Below are 13,384 nucleotides of genomic sequence, written 5' to 3'. Positions count from 1 at the left end.
GGATTATACAAGGCGTAATGGCTCCTTCTTTGGTTGATGAGGGGATTCTGTACTATCTGCTTGTAGCCCTAGACTGTAGCCCAGGCTATTAGCGATTCTTTCTACTTCTTTCGGGTCAATTTTCTCTTTGAGCACTGAGTCCTTGAACCAGGGTACGGTCTCAACCAGCCCGCGCCCTACACCTGAAATCCGGCAGACTGCCCGGAACTGGGGCAGGTTGCTTAGTTCAGCTACCGACATAATCTCTTCCTTGCGACGAGAAACTGAAGTTGAAGTAGATCCAGTTCTGAACCCTCCTGCACGAGATGTTGAAGAGGAGACAGTTTTCTTCTCATAAGTACCTAAAGTCTTAGCAATAGCGGCCAACTCCCGCTCTTCATCAATACCTCCACCAACAACCTTGACGGTAGCAGCTGAGAGTAGAGCTCTAAAGCCTTTTTCTCCGTAGAGCCTAGCCCCATCTGAATAGGTCTGGAAATACTGATTGACGATGATACCGCGTGACCCAAAATAGGTATAGCGCTTAGGCATGGTGCGAATATGCACTGTGTTGTTCGCTTCATCGAAATCACAGACAAGCGGAGGATCAAGGCGGGGGCTTGCAGCATCAAGGGCAGCGTTCATGACTGCTTCAGCCAGCAAGGACGACAAGGTAGCAGCAGATGAACCACCGTCTTTAACCAAAATGATAAGGGTATCTCGAGTATGAACAAACTTAGCTGGGTCAAAGAGTTGGTTCTTACGGACCTTATCAGAAGCGAGCCAGGGGATGATTTCATCGTTAGAGAGTGCAGAGAGTATACGAGAGGCACCTGCAAGAATGTTCTCTTTGGTCTTATCAGGCTGTTCGGCAACTTTTTTGACGTCGGCAGCCAGCAGAGGAAAGTCTTGCTGAACAATAGAAAAAAGCTGAGCGAGGGTGGATTCTTTAGCCATTTCTAACATCTTCACAACCGAATAGCCACGTGATGAAGCAGCTAGCAGGGACGCGACAACGACATTTTGGGCCAGGGGCTCAAAGAAAGCATCAGATGAGATGTTATCGTTTTCGCCTGAGAGTTTAGATGAGTCATTGAGAATCTTGGCGTAGGCTTCAGCGCGGGATCGGGAGGTAATAGCGCCAATGAAATCCCAAACCATCAAAGGCTTCTTTTCTTGGCCAGCTGGGATTGGTACAGGTAATAGGCCCTCTGTATCCCATATCCAGATTTGGCCCATGTGTTGACGGGCCGCAATAATCTCTGCAACGCCATCTGGCTTATTGGCCGTAAAGACATATGCGCCAGGTGCTTCAATGGCGTGCCGTACTACGATGCCGCTGGTTTTACCCATACGGGGACCCATGAAGTATAGGCCAACTGATTCCCAGCTCTGGATAGCGCACTTTCCTGAGCCGATGATACGGCCTATAGTCAGGCCAGGGCGGGAAGCATGTATGGATAGGTTTTTGTCGGTGGCAGTTTTCTCAAGCTTTTGAGCACCAAGTAGCTGATTTTTACGCTCTGGTGACTTTTCATTGGGTTCTTCGCCAAAGACTACGTAGAAGATAATGCAGCCAATAAGAACAAGTGCTATCAGAATCCAGCTGACCAGTGAGGCCTTAACCCGGCCACTGGTGAGTTCGAGAATACCGATAAGGGGGTTGAGACTTGTGGTCTTGGCTCCGGTAAGCCGTTGCCCTAATTGTAGGGCAACAGCCAGACCGATAAAGCCTAGTACCAGCGTATAAAGCCCCACCCATGAACGTGAGCGGAACATAGAATGTTTACCTTTCCTTTAGGCGGAGCGCATAGGTGAGCGGGCACGGGAGATGGCCTGACCCCATGCTCCATCTGATTCGAAGATTTCTTTCTCACCCTTGGTGATGGTCAGCTGGAAGGGCCTACCTGGTCCTTCGCCGTACTTGAGCAGAAACTTGCCACGCCCGATAGGAGGTGATACCTGCATGGTTTCAGGATCCATATGCCCAGCAGGGGACCAAGAGATAAGGGTGTTCTTCTCTCGTTCTGTCATCGGCATGACTTTATCTAGAGCCTCCATATCAGTCTCAGCTAGAGCCCCGTAGAGTTTCATAGGTGAGCGTTCCAAGAAGCCCTTAGCCTTTTCTGTAAGGCCAGGCTCATTGAATACAAAGTCCTTGGGGGTGTGGGTAATGAGAATTTGAGCAATACCGAGGGTACGGTTCAGGCGGGTAATTTCGTCGATGTGGTGAATCATCTCGGCGTCAATTTCTAGCAGGGCCCAGAGTTCATCCATTGCAACGCAGTAGTTCCGCTGAGGTTCTAGACCCACATCAGCTAGGCGCTTGGCTGCACCAATAGCAGCCTGTCCGTATGCCCAGCAGACAATCTGAACTGCGGCTAGCAGGTTCTTGTTTTTTGATTCACGTACCGCTGAGATGTCAAAGTCTACCGAACGGGTCAGGTCAATCTCAGTAGTGGTTTGGCGTGAGAAAACGTCACCAAATGCTCCACCAGTGTTAAAGACGTTCAAAGCTAATACCAAATCGCGTGAGGCAGCTTTGTACTCTTCGTCGGTTTCGGTCAGCAGCGCAGTTCGCATAGCTTCGTTTCCCTCTATCACAGCCTGGCGAACATCTTCAATTAGGGGCTGGCGGGGTGGTTTCTCAGCCATGCACTTTGAATCAGCTACGTCAATCGCCAAAGAGAGTAAAAGGGAGTCGTTGGCAACGCGGGTTGCTTTTTCATCGCCGGAGAGCCGGAAGAGGGACTGCATCGTGGAGACTCGGCGCGTGTGAATCTCTGCTTTGAGGGTCTTAGCATGACGGGTTCCGTTGGTGGCGTCAAAATCTTCTAGGTCTTTGATTCGGTGCCATAGGGGTCCTGCATCCAAGGGATTAATGGCATCAAGTTCAGGCCCAGGTTCGATAACTTGCCCACCTAAAGCGATGATAGTTTTCCGGAAGTCCGGCTTCACATCGCCCAAAGCCATAATTAAGAAGCCTGCATCGGCAATACCAAGCATCATGCGCTGCACGAGGGTTGATTTACCGCGCCCGTTCAGTCCCATAATCATAGCTAGCGGTGCAGAAATGATGCCGGCAAGATACAGAGAGACAGGATCGCCCGTAACAGGCTGGCCATTGGTTAAGGAGCGACCCAAGATGGTTCCGATAAGTGGTTCAGATGAACCAACGCAAAAGGGGAAGAGGCCTGCGACCTGCTGAGATGAGGCTGAAAATTCTACGGGTGGTTCGATGATGCTCATGTATCCACCACCAGATTTTTTGAATCCTCGGGTAGTTAGTTCGCTGAATTTGACCTCTGGAACAGGCTCTTCAGGGGCAAAGTCTTTTTTGGAGCCATTGAACTTATCAAGAATCTTGATGGTCCAGTCGATCAGGAATTCCATGTGTCTGCCGCCTAACGCTTATGTAGGATGGGTGATATTTTAGGTGAGAAAAAAAGGGGGGCATCCCCCGAGGCCTAAAGGCTAGGGGGATGCGGTAATTGATGTATTAAAGGTGAGGATTAGAGTTTGAACTCACGTGGGATAATGCCAGCGCCTAGAGCTAATGCAAAAGCTGCATCATGGGTGTAGGTAGCTTCTCGCAACCCTAAGTTGACTCCGGTTGATCCAGCACGGCGTACGTCGCTAGAGATACGCGGAAATTTTGCGGGGTTATCTGTGGTAGCACTCACAATCATGGTAAACGGTACCAGCGTGGCACCGTGGGCCATTTCATTTTCGGTCTGTTCGGCTTTTTGAATTAGTGCGCGAGAACGGGAGCCCCCTTTGCGGCCTTTCTGGTTGCTTTCATAAAGAGCGTCGTTGACAGTGCTGAGGGCAATTTCGTGGCTCTTGTCCTGCGCAAGAGGTCGGTAGATGAGCGTAACGCGTTTCTTCTCCAGGTTGGCATCAGGTGAGAGTAGCGCCCGCAAGGAATCTTCCATAAAAAGTGTGGCCGGTGGCTTCCACATCTGAAAGCTCTTAGTGTAGTAGTCAGAATGAGCGTAGTAGTCCTTTTCAGCATCTGCAAAAGTGGGGCCTGCTTCTTCCCAACGTAAGTTGGTTCCGCCATCAGCCATGCGGGCAATGTCGATAGAGTGCGCCTGCCCAGGGTTATAGGCTGAGTAAAAGTTATCAGTGATGGTCTGAGCGTCCATCAGGCGCACAGTCCCAGCAGCTGCAGCTGAAAGAGTGTCCTTGAAATTCTTGATAACCGTAGCGATTTCGTCGGCTAGTTCATCTTTAGTACGTGCAGTGAGGCCCTCTGAGCTGATAGCCCGTGCTGAAAATGTTAGTGAGACTGTATGCTCAATACGCGGTAGGGCTTGGTTTTCTAGATCGAGGACTTCGTCCATGATTTCACGAGCAGCCAAGGGAACCAGTGAGTCACCGGCATAAGTACGATGCTTAGCGACTGCTAAGGGTAAGCGCATGCCGGAGTCCTTAGTGGAAACAACCGAGGCAGCTACCTGAATGAGATTGGCGCTGGTACCTGCCTCACGTTGAAAGGCAGCCCATTGTGCAACCATGCCATCGATGAACTTCTGGTCAAGTAGTTGTAGGCCAGGTGCTGCTACTGAAAGGAAAACCGTTCCGACCTCACGTTTAGGGTCCCAGAGCAAACCAAAGGTATCGTGAAAGGAGTCGATGTAGTCGGAGCATTCAGTATTAGCTAGAACTCCCGGCATACGGTAGGAACCGTCTGGGGTAGCTCCGGAAGGCCCAGGCCTGTAGGAGGTCAAACCTTCCTTTTTTGCTTTGAGAAAGAGCTTTTTCATTTTCTTTTCCTGCCACTTGTAACGTCCTGCGTAACCTTTACGCAGGCGACGCATGATGTAGATACCACTGATTGTGAGGTAGATAAGCACTACCCACATGGAGTAGCGGCTAAGTGCTGGTATAAACGAGATGAAGAACCAAAGGACGAAGGCACTAAGAATAATGCCTACAGATAAGTCCGAGACTGATTTAGGAATGCCAAAGAATCCTGAATCTGGTGGAATGATGATGTTACCGTAACGGGTACGGGTCTCTTCTTTTGTACTCATTTTACTGGCCTGCTCCCTCTGGTCTAATGGCGCCTTCTGTTTCATCGCCAACGGTGCGAGTCATGTCTTGGAGATAGCGTGCTGCGTCATGTGCTGAGATGCCACCACGTGGGCGGTAGGTTCGGTTGGTGGTCGTCGTTGCTCCGCTGGCGGCGGTAGGAGTTGAATTGCTGTCGGAGTAATTTGAGTGGCTTGCGCCATAACTTGCGGAATTATCAGCACCGGCTGAAGTGTCTGCTGCGTCGGCGGAGGTCGCGCTGCTCCCTGAGTTGGGAGAACCGGTAGCTCCACTTCCGCTAGAGTTAGGTGCACCGATGTCGGGGACGCTAGTATTCTCGGCGTCTGCACCGGTATCGGGGATACCTGTACTTCTGTTCTCAGCGGTAGATGATTCAGCTACAGGGCTACCCGATGCCGAGGTCTCAGAGCTATCAGCCCCAATGGCATTTGCATCTCCTGTATCTAATTCTGAACCTGTATCTTCTTGGCTATGGCTTGCGCTAGTGTCAGAATCTATGCCAGGTGTACCACTCGATGCAGAAGTATCGTCAGCACTAAGTCCGCCAGCGCCAGCTGCTCCATTACTTTCTGCAGATGCTTGAGCACCGCCAGCTACTTCGGCACCAGCACCGCCAGCTACTTCGGCACCAGCACCGCCAGCTACTTCGGCACCAGCACCGCCAGCTACTTCGGCACCAGCACCGCCAGCTACTTCGGCACCAGCACCGGCCGCTCCACTAGCACCGGCCGCTCCACTAGCACCGGCCGCTCCACTAGCACCGGCCGCAACGGCAGCACCAGTTCCAGCAGTGGCCACACCAACCGCTGTAACAATGGCAGCACCTACCGCAGCACCGCCAGCAGTAGCGAGGAAGCGTCCACCCGATGACCCAAGAACACCAGCCATAGGAGCAACCAACGACACCAATGACGGCAACGCAAAGCAAGCCAAAATAACGACCATGAGACCTGCAATTATGGACAGAACTGGATTAGAGGAACCATCAGTGGTGCTCAAATTTCCACCAACCACAAGGGCGATCCCAAAGCCATAGATGATAGCAGCCGCAGGTTTAAAAGCAACACAAGCGATGATCCAGCCAACCTGTTTCCAAAAGGCTTTATTACCCTGGGCAGTAACGGAGGTGGCAGCAGTGATAGGTAGAAGTGCAGAAAGTAAGGAAGCTGCTATATCCGTACCCATTGCCATCATGGCTTGAATAACCGAGGCTAAAAGCATCAGCGGCCCAATAAAAAGGATGGAGAGGCCAGCTAATCCGACCACAGCGTTATCAATCTCTTGGGGCAGGACGGCCATGAGTGAGGCGGTTTCTTGCTGCGCGGAAGTCAGAATAGTTTTATAACTCCATGGCGCAAAAGCAGATGAGAAACTCATCAGTAGTTGTGTACCAGGAATGGCAACGCCACCGGCAATAGCTACACGCATGAGCCCTTCAATCAAGATGGAGGTATCTTCTCTTGAACCCTGGGATCTACCTACACGGACGAAACCGATAACGAGACCAATGGTGCCGAGCATGGCAGCAAGTGGGCGGGTGGTGTCACTAATAGTGTTGACAACTGAACCTTCACCTGCACCTATAGGGTCAAGCCCCAGCCACCAGCTACCAATAATTTCAAGGATGCTAACTAGCCAGCTGTACAATATCTGGACTAAAGCCTCGAGCGCTTTGCCGATTGCAGTGCTAGCGATGGCTTCAATACCTTTGAATACTGGCCCAAAGACGTTGCCGAGGACATCTTTCAGTATGTCCATGAGCTCACTTTCCTTTCTAGAGGTTTAACGAGAGGCGCTAACCTTTGGGTTAGCGCCTCTCAGTTTTTCTGGTCTAGGAGCCAGAAAATTCAGGGCATTATTTACATGAAGAAGCTGAAGATAGTACCGGCCATACCTAACATGGCAGCACCAATAAGAGGCCAAACCGGTGCTTCAATACGCTCTTCTGCATGCTGTCGGCGAGACTGCGCGGCTTTAACGATGCCAATGATGAAGAAGACTAGCAAGGCCATCATGCCACCATACATAAGCCAGCCAATAACAACGTTTAGGTTTTCAGAACCAGGAAATGGAGTAGGAGTAGGGTTCATTGTTGTTCTTTCTCTTTCTATGAAAAGAACCCCTTGTGAGGGGTTTATGGATGTAGATAGGAGCGACTACGCAAAAGGTGCCACCGCACCTTCTAGGAGCTTGATACTTTAACCAGGCTCTCTAGAGCTTTGCGGTAACGGTAGGGCAACTTAGTAACTTCTTTAGGTTCGCGCAGGTCATTGACAAAGGGAATACCCCAGCTGTGTTTAGTCATTCGAAGGGTCTTTTTGGCCTCCTTGATGGTTTCTTTTGAGAGTTTGGGACGGTCTTCTACCAGCACGATTCCGATAATCTGCTGACCACCGGGAATGGTACCTACACGGAGAAGATTCTGGGCTTTGAAGAGGTGGTCGGCAGCTGTGGTACTCACTAAGATCACAGCATCACAATTATTGTGGTTTTCGCTTAGCACACCATGCCCGTAGCGCACCATTGTTGAGAGTCCGACACCCCCAGCCACCGGATAGAGACCGATGGACGATGAACCAAAGCTAGGAGTTTCAAAGTGCTTCGATACATCGTTATCGAATAGAGCGCTAACACCGATGTCTTCTACATCTTCTTCCTTTGCAGGCGGAGCTACGAAGGGATTGGCAGGGGTTGGTTTTTCTACTACTTGACGGCGTAAGAAAACTACCATATTTAGTTCTCCTTTCGTAGAACGTAGAGCTTAGAAGGAACATCTTGAGATGAGGGTTTATAAAGAACCACGGCTCTACCTTGACTATCGACATCTGCCGGGATAACAGGGATAGCTGAACTGGTAGACCAGGTTTTGATGTCGCCAGTGACACTAATCCGCTGTGGATTAGTTCCACGAGCCCAGGCATAACCACCACCATAGGAGGTGTTAGACCCTACATTCATTGCTTGGTTAGCTGCAACATCTACAAGGGTTGAGCCAGTTAGTAACAGATTACGGGCGAGATCAACTGATACCTGTGATTGGTTATAGCTGCCCTTGACAGTACGGCCGTTCTCCAAGGAACCTGACGCCGTTGCATCGACAAGAACAATGGCCTGTTCTCGTGACTCACTGTTGTTAAAGGCAAAAGCTAAGTGATCATTAACTGATGTGATGAAACCCTGGTATGTGTAACCCGCAGGAGCGGGGATACTTACCGGGGCAGGTAGCTCAGGTGCACTAGACGATATAAGCCAGGCTTGTGTATCAACCGTTGAGACCATCCAGACAGTATTGCCGAAGACGGCGGCAGGGACGCTATCAGCAGGAGCGGTGAGCTGAGTGAGTTCACCCGTTGTATTCGGCACCCAGACAGTACCGGTACTGAGGAATACAGGTACGCCTGAGACCCAGCGTAAGGAAGCTTGCTGGGTAGGTCGGGTGATGGTGTGCATCTCCCCTCCCAAGGGGCCAATAGCTGCTTGGGAGTTTGCTCCACCAACAGCGATAATGTTCTCCCCCAGGCCGCTCACAGTGGTGATAGAGGTAATATCAAAGCCGACGGAATGAGTTGATTCTTGTACTCCATCGATAGAGTTGGCGATTTTCAATTCACTACCCTGCGCGTACAAGAGTTTATCTCCCACGATCAGTGGTGCAGCTGTGGTAGCTTCTAGGGAGTAATCTGCGAATGTGTCCCAGCCAGCTGGTGCTGAAACCGGTAGCTGTACTGCTGGTGGAGTATAGGTAGGCGCGGCTTCTTCCTGTCCTTTTTTCCACAGAATTGCCCCTACCATAGTTACAATGCAGAGGATAAATGCAGTGATTGCGGCCCACAGTTTTAGGGAAAGCCCTCCAAAAATTTTACCTTTGGAGGGATTCATTCCTTCTGGGCTAGATTCTGGAAGCATATGTAGCTCAGTGCCTTGATGCTCCATCCACATTTTGAAGGTGTTTTCATCGTCCATTGCTACATTGACACGTACAGCATGTGTAAGGCCAATATCTTGAGCGATAGCACCGGCCGCCTCAGCAACCTGCTCATTGCGGTAAGCTACCTGACTCTCATCGACCCATCGTTCCCTATCATAGGGGCGGGTAATAAGAGTAGAACCAGGAGCTGAAGCGTAGAGCTGATGATTCTCATCGTCGACTTCTACCGTAATAACCGGGAAGATTGGTAACTCTGGAGGCTTGTGGGGTGATGTATCTTTTTTATTCATTGGAAGGTGCTCCCTGAAAATGAATCAACTAAGATTGAGCCGTCGTCTGCTTTGATCAGGGTTACGGTGTAGAAGCCACGGGCTTCACGAGAACCCGTTATTCCTGAGAATCCGATGCGGATAACAGCCTTATCTGGTTGAGAGAAGTCTGCTGAGTCAACAGAACGGACAATGCCCCGAGTCTTGATTCCGTTGCGAGTTCCATCAATCTGGTTCCTGAAATTATCAGTGCCATACTGCTCGATGTGGAAAAGGTAAGACCCAAAATCATCACCGGGCCCACGACGCTCTATACCCGTAGCTGCGGCTGCTACAGCAATAGCGCTATCTTGTTCCTCGCTGGACCAATATTGGGTATCAGCCTTAGAGGTCTCGATAGTGGATTTCTGTTCTTGAACAGTATTTTCTAGGGATGTTACCTTGTTTTGTGCGGCGTCCAGTTCTCCCTGTGTTTTGATGTATCCCAAAAGCAGGACACTACTAATCAGGACAAGCAGAATAGTGAAAGCGAGCCATAACTTATTACCCCACCTATGTTGAGATTGCTGGTTTTCTGGAGTTGTGCTCATGGTGCGTCCTTTCTACTGATTAGTGTTGCTGTAGAGCATGGCGGTTTCACTGGAGATCGAGTTAATTTGCATCCCGCTGATAGCCCACCGCCCAGGCTCTTCTTCAACAGCGGCAACGCTTACTAGGGCGCGTCCTCCCTTATATTCGTATCCATCTCGACCCAGCCATGTCCATTCAACAATAACTTCTTTAGCGGTAAAGCCTTCGGGCACCTGGCCTGCCTCATCTGGGGCAAAGCTAACCTTGGGGATGGTATAGGCCTGACTGCTGGATACTGCAAGGAAGTCTGCGTTCATTGAGTTCCGCACGTTGGGGTCGATGGATTTGTAGTAGTCCTCAGTCAAAAGTGGCTGGGCCCTGAGAACGGCAGCTGTGGTATTGGCGTCAGTAGTGCTGTCCCAGCAAAATGCAATTTCTGTAAAGCCCTTAATAACCGCTTCGGGGTCTGACCTATTGATAGTGGCCGGATCCGTACAGCTACCTTCTGCTAGCTCATCGCTGATTGCAGTGAGCTGTGTGCTGGTGATGCTGGGCGTAGCCGCTGAGGTGCTGGTGCCTCCCGCAGATGCAGGGGTTTTCTCGTCCTGGGGGTTTTTATCAGGCCAGATGGTGAAGATAGCAAAAAGTAGGCTTAGTACGCTTAGGCCAGTGATAGTGATGATTGCGCCAGTGTTCTTTTTATCGGTCATTAGTTCACCCATGCGCCTTTCTCTTTGAGGATGGGTTCGGGATCAAGGTTGTGCCCATTGTAGGGATAAGCCGGCACTGATGATTCTGGGTCATAAATTTCAAAATGCAGGTGAGTTGCAAAAGTAAATTTTGCGCCACCAGCAGTGCCGCCCTCAATACCAATAATGTCGCCGCGCTTAAGGCTTTGGCCGACACTAACATCTATGGAATCTAGATGACAGAAAGCAAATTGGAAACCAGGGGCTTCAACCTGCTTAGCGATAACACATCCGTCCGCATCAATCATTCCGACCACAGTCATGTCAGTGGGGGTAATAATTTCTCCACCAGCTTGTCCCTGTTGTATGCCCGGGGTTGCAAGGTCAATACCAACATGGTTATTTTTCCAATCTCCCGGAGGAAAAATATTTCGAACGCCAAAGCCGGAAGTATAGACACATCCTGGACAGGGGTTCGTCCATTCGCCAGGACCTAAGTCGCCATCCCATGCCTTTGCCCCATTAATCTGTGAGCAATTTGCTGAGAAATTTACTTGTGCGCCAGAGGTAATAACTTCAACGTAATGTTGGGTTTCTCCAATAGGCGGGATTCCACCATGATTGAGAACGGCCCCAGGACCTGCGTTGTATGCCGCCAGGGCCAACTTCACAATCTGATTTGCATCGCCATTAGCTAGATGCTGTACCTGGTCTTTAAGTTGCTTCATATAGCGACCTTGCGCGGCAATAGCTGCGTGTGGGTCAAGAGGATCTTCACCTGGCGCTATCGTGTCCCATGTTGCGCGCATGAACTGGGCAATGCCTATCGCCCCGGCAGGTGATACAGCATTAGGGTTCCAGCCAGATTCCTGTTGAATCTGTTTAGCAAGTATCTCAGCTGGTAAACCAGAGTTTTCTGCAGCTTTTTTTATATCTTCTACATATTCAGCTGGGACGTTGATGAGGTTGTCACCGTTCGCGTTTTCGGTAGTTACTGAACATTTGGCTGAGACCGTTTCAACAGGGGTAATGGCGGCGATGAAGACACCGACAAGGAGGGGCAGGACGGCAACAAGGCTAATCAAAACGGCTACGAGGACACCTGCTCCTATGAGAAGTCCTTTATTTTTCATGTCTACCTCTGATCTATCCAATACCTGCTAGCTGTAGACCGCGGCCGAGGTGTTTGTCGAGACGGTTTAGAAGCAGGGTGTAAGCATGCCAGGGGGTAATGTCTTGGTTTGCAGCTTGTGAGGTTACCAGGGTGTAACAGCCGGAGCAGACCGGGTGAGAGGTGTCGGTGCCAGGTTGGGCGATAGTAACGAGGTTGGTTGTTCCAGTGCAGAGGGTACAACGGGTGGCAAATGCAACCATATTGTGTTCTTTCGTCTACGTTTGTGGGGTTCGTAGAGATATATGCACTGGGAATACGAATTCGGCGGGCTGGTGAAGTGTTTTTTGAATTATTTTTTGACTTTTACTTATACTGCATGATGTCGCTTTACATCACATCACATCACATCATTATTAAACCGCCCGAGCTACACAGAACGATGCCATATCGAGTGATATGGCATCGTATGATATTACTGATAAACAGCTAGACCTCTATCAATCACTAGCTTTGCAACAGACAGCAGCTTCAAAGTCTGATTGTAGTAGTTCCGACTTAGCGAATATGAAATACCTAGTTGCTCACCCAGGGCTTCTATAGCAGAGGTATTAAGTTCTGTGCCGGTTGCAATCATTGAGACAAGCACGCCAAAGCCTGTTGGCAGGTGAGTTTCTTGCATCGGCAGACAACCGAGTAAATCTTCAACGGTCAGAATCTCGGAAATATTACCCCCCTGTGACGCGAGCCGCTCATGTGCGTCCAGCGCCCGGTGAATGACCTGAGCAAGCCGAACAGTATTAGCCTGGTTATCTCGTAAAGTTTTGGGTGCGATACCTAGAGCTCTTGATGCTGCTGCTACGTTTCCGTCAAAGGCTAGAATAATTTTGAGAGTACGCTCTAGGTGGGCAGGATTTTCCATAACAGTAGCCAAAATACCCATGACATGATGCAAGCGTGTATAGTTCCCATCTTCCTCAATAATGTCTTTAGCAATGTCCTCTTCAACGAGGGATAAGGTTTCGCTGACGCCGGTATTAGCTAGGTGATTATAGGCTTCACTATGCTGAGATTCAGTGATTTTTTTACGTTGGTAGGTTTTGACCTCAGTGATAGCAACGCTTCGAATCCAAGGCCCAAAGGGGCCCTTCGAAGGGTCATAGGAGTCAAGCCGTTGATGAGCCGCAAGCCAGGTGTTTTGATGTACATCATGAGCGTCATGAGCAGGGCAAGAACTGGTGAGACGTGCTCGAATAAGGTAGATGGTATTTTGCCACTCTTTGAGCATTTCTGGTGTCCAGGCGCGGGCGGCTCCGGTCTGTGTATATGTCATGGTTAGCCTCTTTGGGATTGATGTTTTAAGGTGGTAGTTCGTTAAACGATGAGGGTAGCTGTGGCTGCTTATAGCTTGGTGCTTTTACTCATAGGGGGCGCGTAAGTAGGTGTATATTAATAGTTGCGGAACTATGCACTTCAGATAAGCGGGTTAGCCTATTGGGTGCCTAGTGATGCGTAACTGAATCTGGTGCCTCCGATAGGTAAGATCATCTGAGATTCTCCAGATTTCAGCAGGCAGGTTGTCTATCCCGATGCGGGTAGGGAACCTGCTTTTATATACCCGTTGGCTGTCCCCTGTTGAGGCCTGCTAAAGCTATCCATATTTCAGCATGGGTAATGTTTTGGGCCATTGCTTTGATTGTCGGCTCGTTTTCATTGAGTAAGAGGTTGTAACGGATAACGCGGGCTGTATTACGATACTTTCCGGGCCGCAAGGTGGGTA

General features: G+C 50.0%; 11 protein-coding genes. All 11 read right to left on the bottom strand.

Annotation, left to right across the window (positions count from 1 at the left end; translation table 11 throughout):
* Window positions 1-3: 3 nt before the first annotated feature.
* The 11 genes from ACN08Y_RS10070 to ACN08Y_RS10020 all read right to left on the bottom strand — a co-directional run bounded on the left by ACN08Y_RS10070 (window position 4) and on the right by ACN08Y_RS10020 (window position 12,937).
* On the bottom strand, window positions 4-1,758 hold the full coding sequence (locus ACN08Y_RS10070; RefSeq protein ID WP_419112593.1) for a type IV secretory system conjugative DNA transfer family protein: 1,755 nt from the start codon (window positions 1,756-1,758) through the stop codon (window positions 4-6).
* An 18-nt stretch (window positions 1,759-1,776) separates the two neighbouring features.
* On the bottom strand, window positions 1,777-3,372 hold the full coding sequence (locus tag ACN08Y_RS10065) for a hypothetical protein (RefSeq protein WP_419112592.1): 1,596 nt from the start codon (window positions 3,370-3,372) through the stop codon (window positions 1,777-1,779).
* Window positions 3,373-3,491: 119 nt separating this feature from the next.
* Window positions 3,492-5,018, bottom strand: a complete 1,527-nt coding sequence (locus tag ACN08Y_RS10060) for an SCO6880 family protein (RefSeq protein ID WP_419112591.1) — start codon at window positions 5,016-5,018, stop codon at window positions 3,492-3,494.
* Window position 5,019: 1 nt separating this feature from the next.
* Window positions 5,020-6,795 carry a hypothetical protein gene (locus ACN08Y_RS10055; RefSeq protein WP_419112590.1) on the bottom strand — a complete coding sequence of 592 codons (1,776 nt, stop codon included), beginning with the start codon at window positions 6,793-6,795 and terminating at the stop codon, window positions 5,020-5,022.
* 101 nt (window positions 6,796-6,896) lie between these two features.
* Window positions 6,897-7,052, bottom strand: a complete 156-nt coding sequence (locus ACN08Y_RS10050) for a hypothetical protein (RefSeq protein WP_419112589.1) — start codon at window positions 7,050-7,052, stop codon at window positions 6,897-6,899.
* Between the two features lie 167 nt (window positions 7,053-7,219).
* Entirely contained in the window at window positions 7,220-7,768 is a 549-nt protein-coding gene (locus ACN08Y_RS10045; protein WP_419112588.1) for a DUF6668 family protein, read from the bottom strand.
* A 2-nt stretch (window positions 7,769-7,770) separates the two neighbouring features.
* A complete protein-coding gene (locus tag ACN08Y_RS10040) occupies window positions 7,771-9,255 on the bottom strand; it encodes a hypothetical protein (protein WP_419112587.1) in 1,485 nt (494 codons plus the stop codon).
* A complete protein-coding gene (locus ACN08Y_RS10035) occupies window positions 9,252-9,824 on the bottom strand; it encodes a hypothetical protein (protein WP_419112586.1) in 573 nt (190 codons plus the stop codon). The genes ACN08Y_RS10040 and ACN08Y_RS10035 overlap by 4 nt, the downstream gene beginning before the upstream one ends.
* A 12-nt stretch (window positions 9,825-9,836) precedes the next feature.
* Entirely contained in the window at window positions 9,837-10,526 is a 690-nt protein-coding gene (locus tag ACN08Y_RS10030) for a hypothetical protein (protein WP_419112585.1), read from the bottom strand.
* Window positions 10,514-11,626, bottom strand: a complete 1,113-nt coding sequence (locus ACN08Y_RS10025) for a transglycosylase SLT domain-containing protein (RefSeq protein ID WP_419112584.1) — start codon at window positions 11,624-11,626, stop codon at window positions 10,514-10,516. The genes ACN08Y_RS10030 and ACN08Y_RS10025 overlap by 13 nt, the downstream gene beginning before the upstream one ends.
* Window positions 11,627-12,079: 453 nt before the next feature.
* Window positions 12,080-12,937 carry an RNA polymerase sigma factor gene (locus ACN08Y_RS10020; RefSeq protein ID WP_419112583.1) on the bottom strand — a complete coding sequence of 286 codons (858 nt, stop codon included), beginning with the start codon at window positions 12,935-12,937 and terminating at the stop codon, window positions 12,080-12,082.
* Window positions 12,938-13,384: the final 447 nt, after the last annotated feature.

Origin of the sequence: Rothia sp. P5764 (genome assembly GCF_048512965.1) — a bacterium.
Classification (GTDB): Bacteria; Actinomycetota; Actinomycetes; order Actinomycetales; family Micrococcaceae; genus Rothia.
Note: the sequence above shows the minus strand (reverse complement) of the source record. Positions and strands in the feature narration are given on the sequence as shown.

What these genes read in the sequence shown, in the direction of transcription:
- ACN08Y_RS10070 (WP_419112593.1), bottom strand. Translation starts at nt 1,758, where the DNA reads ATGTTCCGCTCACGTTCATGGGTGGGGCTTTATACGCTGGTACTAGGC.
- ACN08Y_RS10065 (WP_419112592.1), bottom strand. Translation starts at nt 3,372, where the DNA reads ATGGAATTCCTGATCGACTGGACCATCAAGATTCTTGATAAGTTCAAT.
- ACN08Y_RS10060 (WP_419112591.1), bottom strand. Translation starts at nt 5,018, where the DNA reads ATGAGTACAAAAGAAGAGACCCGTACCCGTTACGGTAACATCATCATT.
- ACN08Y_RS10055 (WP_419112590.1), bottom strand. Translation starts at nt 6,795, where the DNA reads ATGGACATACTGAAAGATGTCCTCGGCAACGTCTTTGGGCCAGTATTC.
- ACN08Y_RS10050 (WP_419112589.1), bottom strand. Translation starts at nt 7,052, where the DNA reads ATGATGGCCTTGCTAGTCTTCTTCATCATTGGCATCGTTAAAGCCGCG.
- ACN08Y_RS10045 (WP_419112588.1), bottom strand. Translation starts at nt 7,768, where the DNA reads ATGGTAGTTTTCTTACGCCGTCAAGTAGTAGAAAAACCAACCCCTGCC.
- ACN08Y_RS10040 (WP_419112587.1), bottom strand. Translation starts at nt 9,255, where the DNA reads ATGAATAAAAAAGATACATCACCCCACAAGCCTCCAGAGTTACCAATC.
- ACN08Y_RS10035 (WP_419112586.1), bottom strand. Translation starts at nt 9,824, where the DNA reads ATGAGCACAACTCCAGAAAACCAGCAATCTCAACATAGGTGGGGTAAT.
- ACN08Y_RS10030 (WP_419112585.1), bottom strand. Translation starts at nt 10,526, where the DNA reads ATGGGTGAACTAATGACCGATAAAAAGAACACTGGCGCAATCATCACT.
- ACN08Y_RS10025 (WP_419112584.1), bottom strand. Translation starts at nt 11,626, where the DNA reads ATGAAAAATAAAGGACTTCTCATAGGAGCAGGTGTCCTCGTAGCCGTT.
- ACN08Y_RS10020 (WP_419112583.1), bottom strand. Translation starts at nt 12,937, where the DNA reads ATGACATATACACAGACCGGAGCCGCCCGCGCCTGGACACCAGAAATG.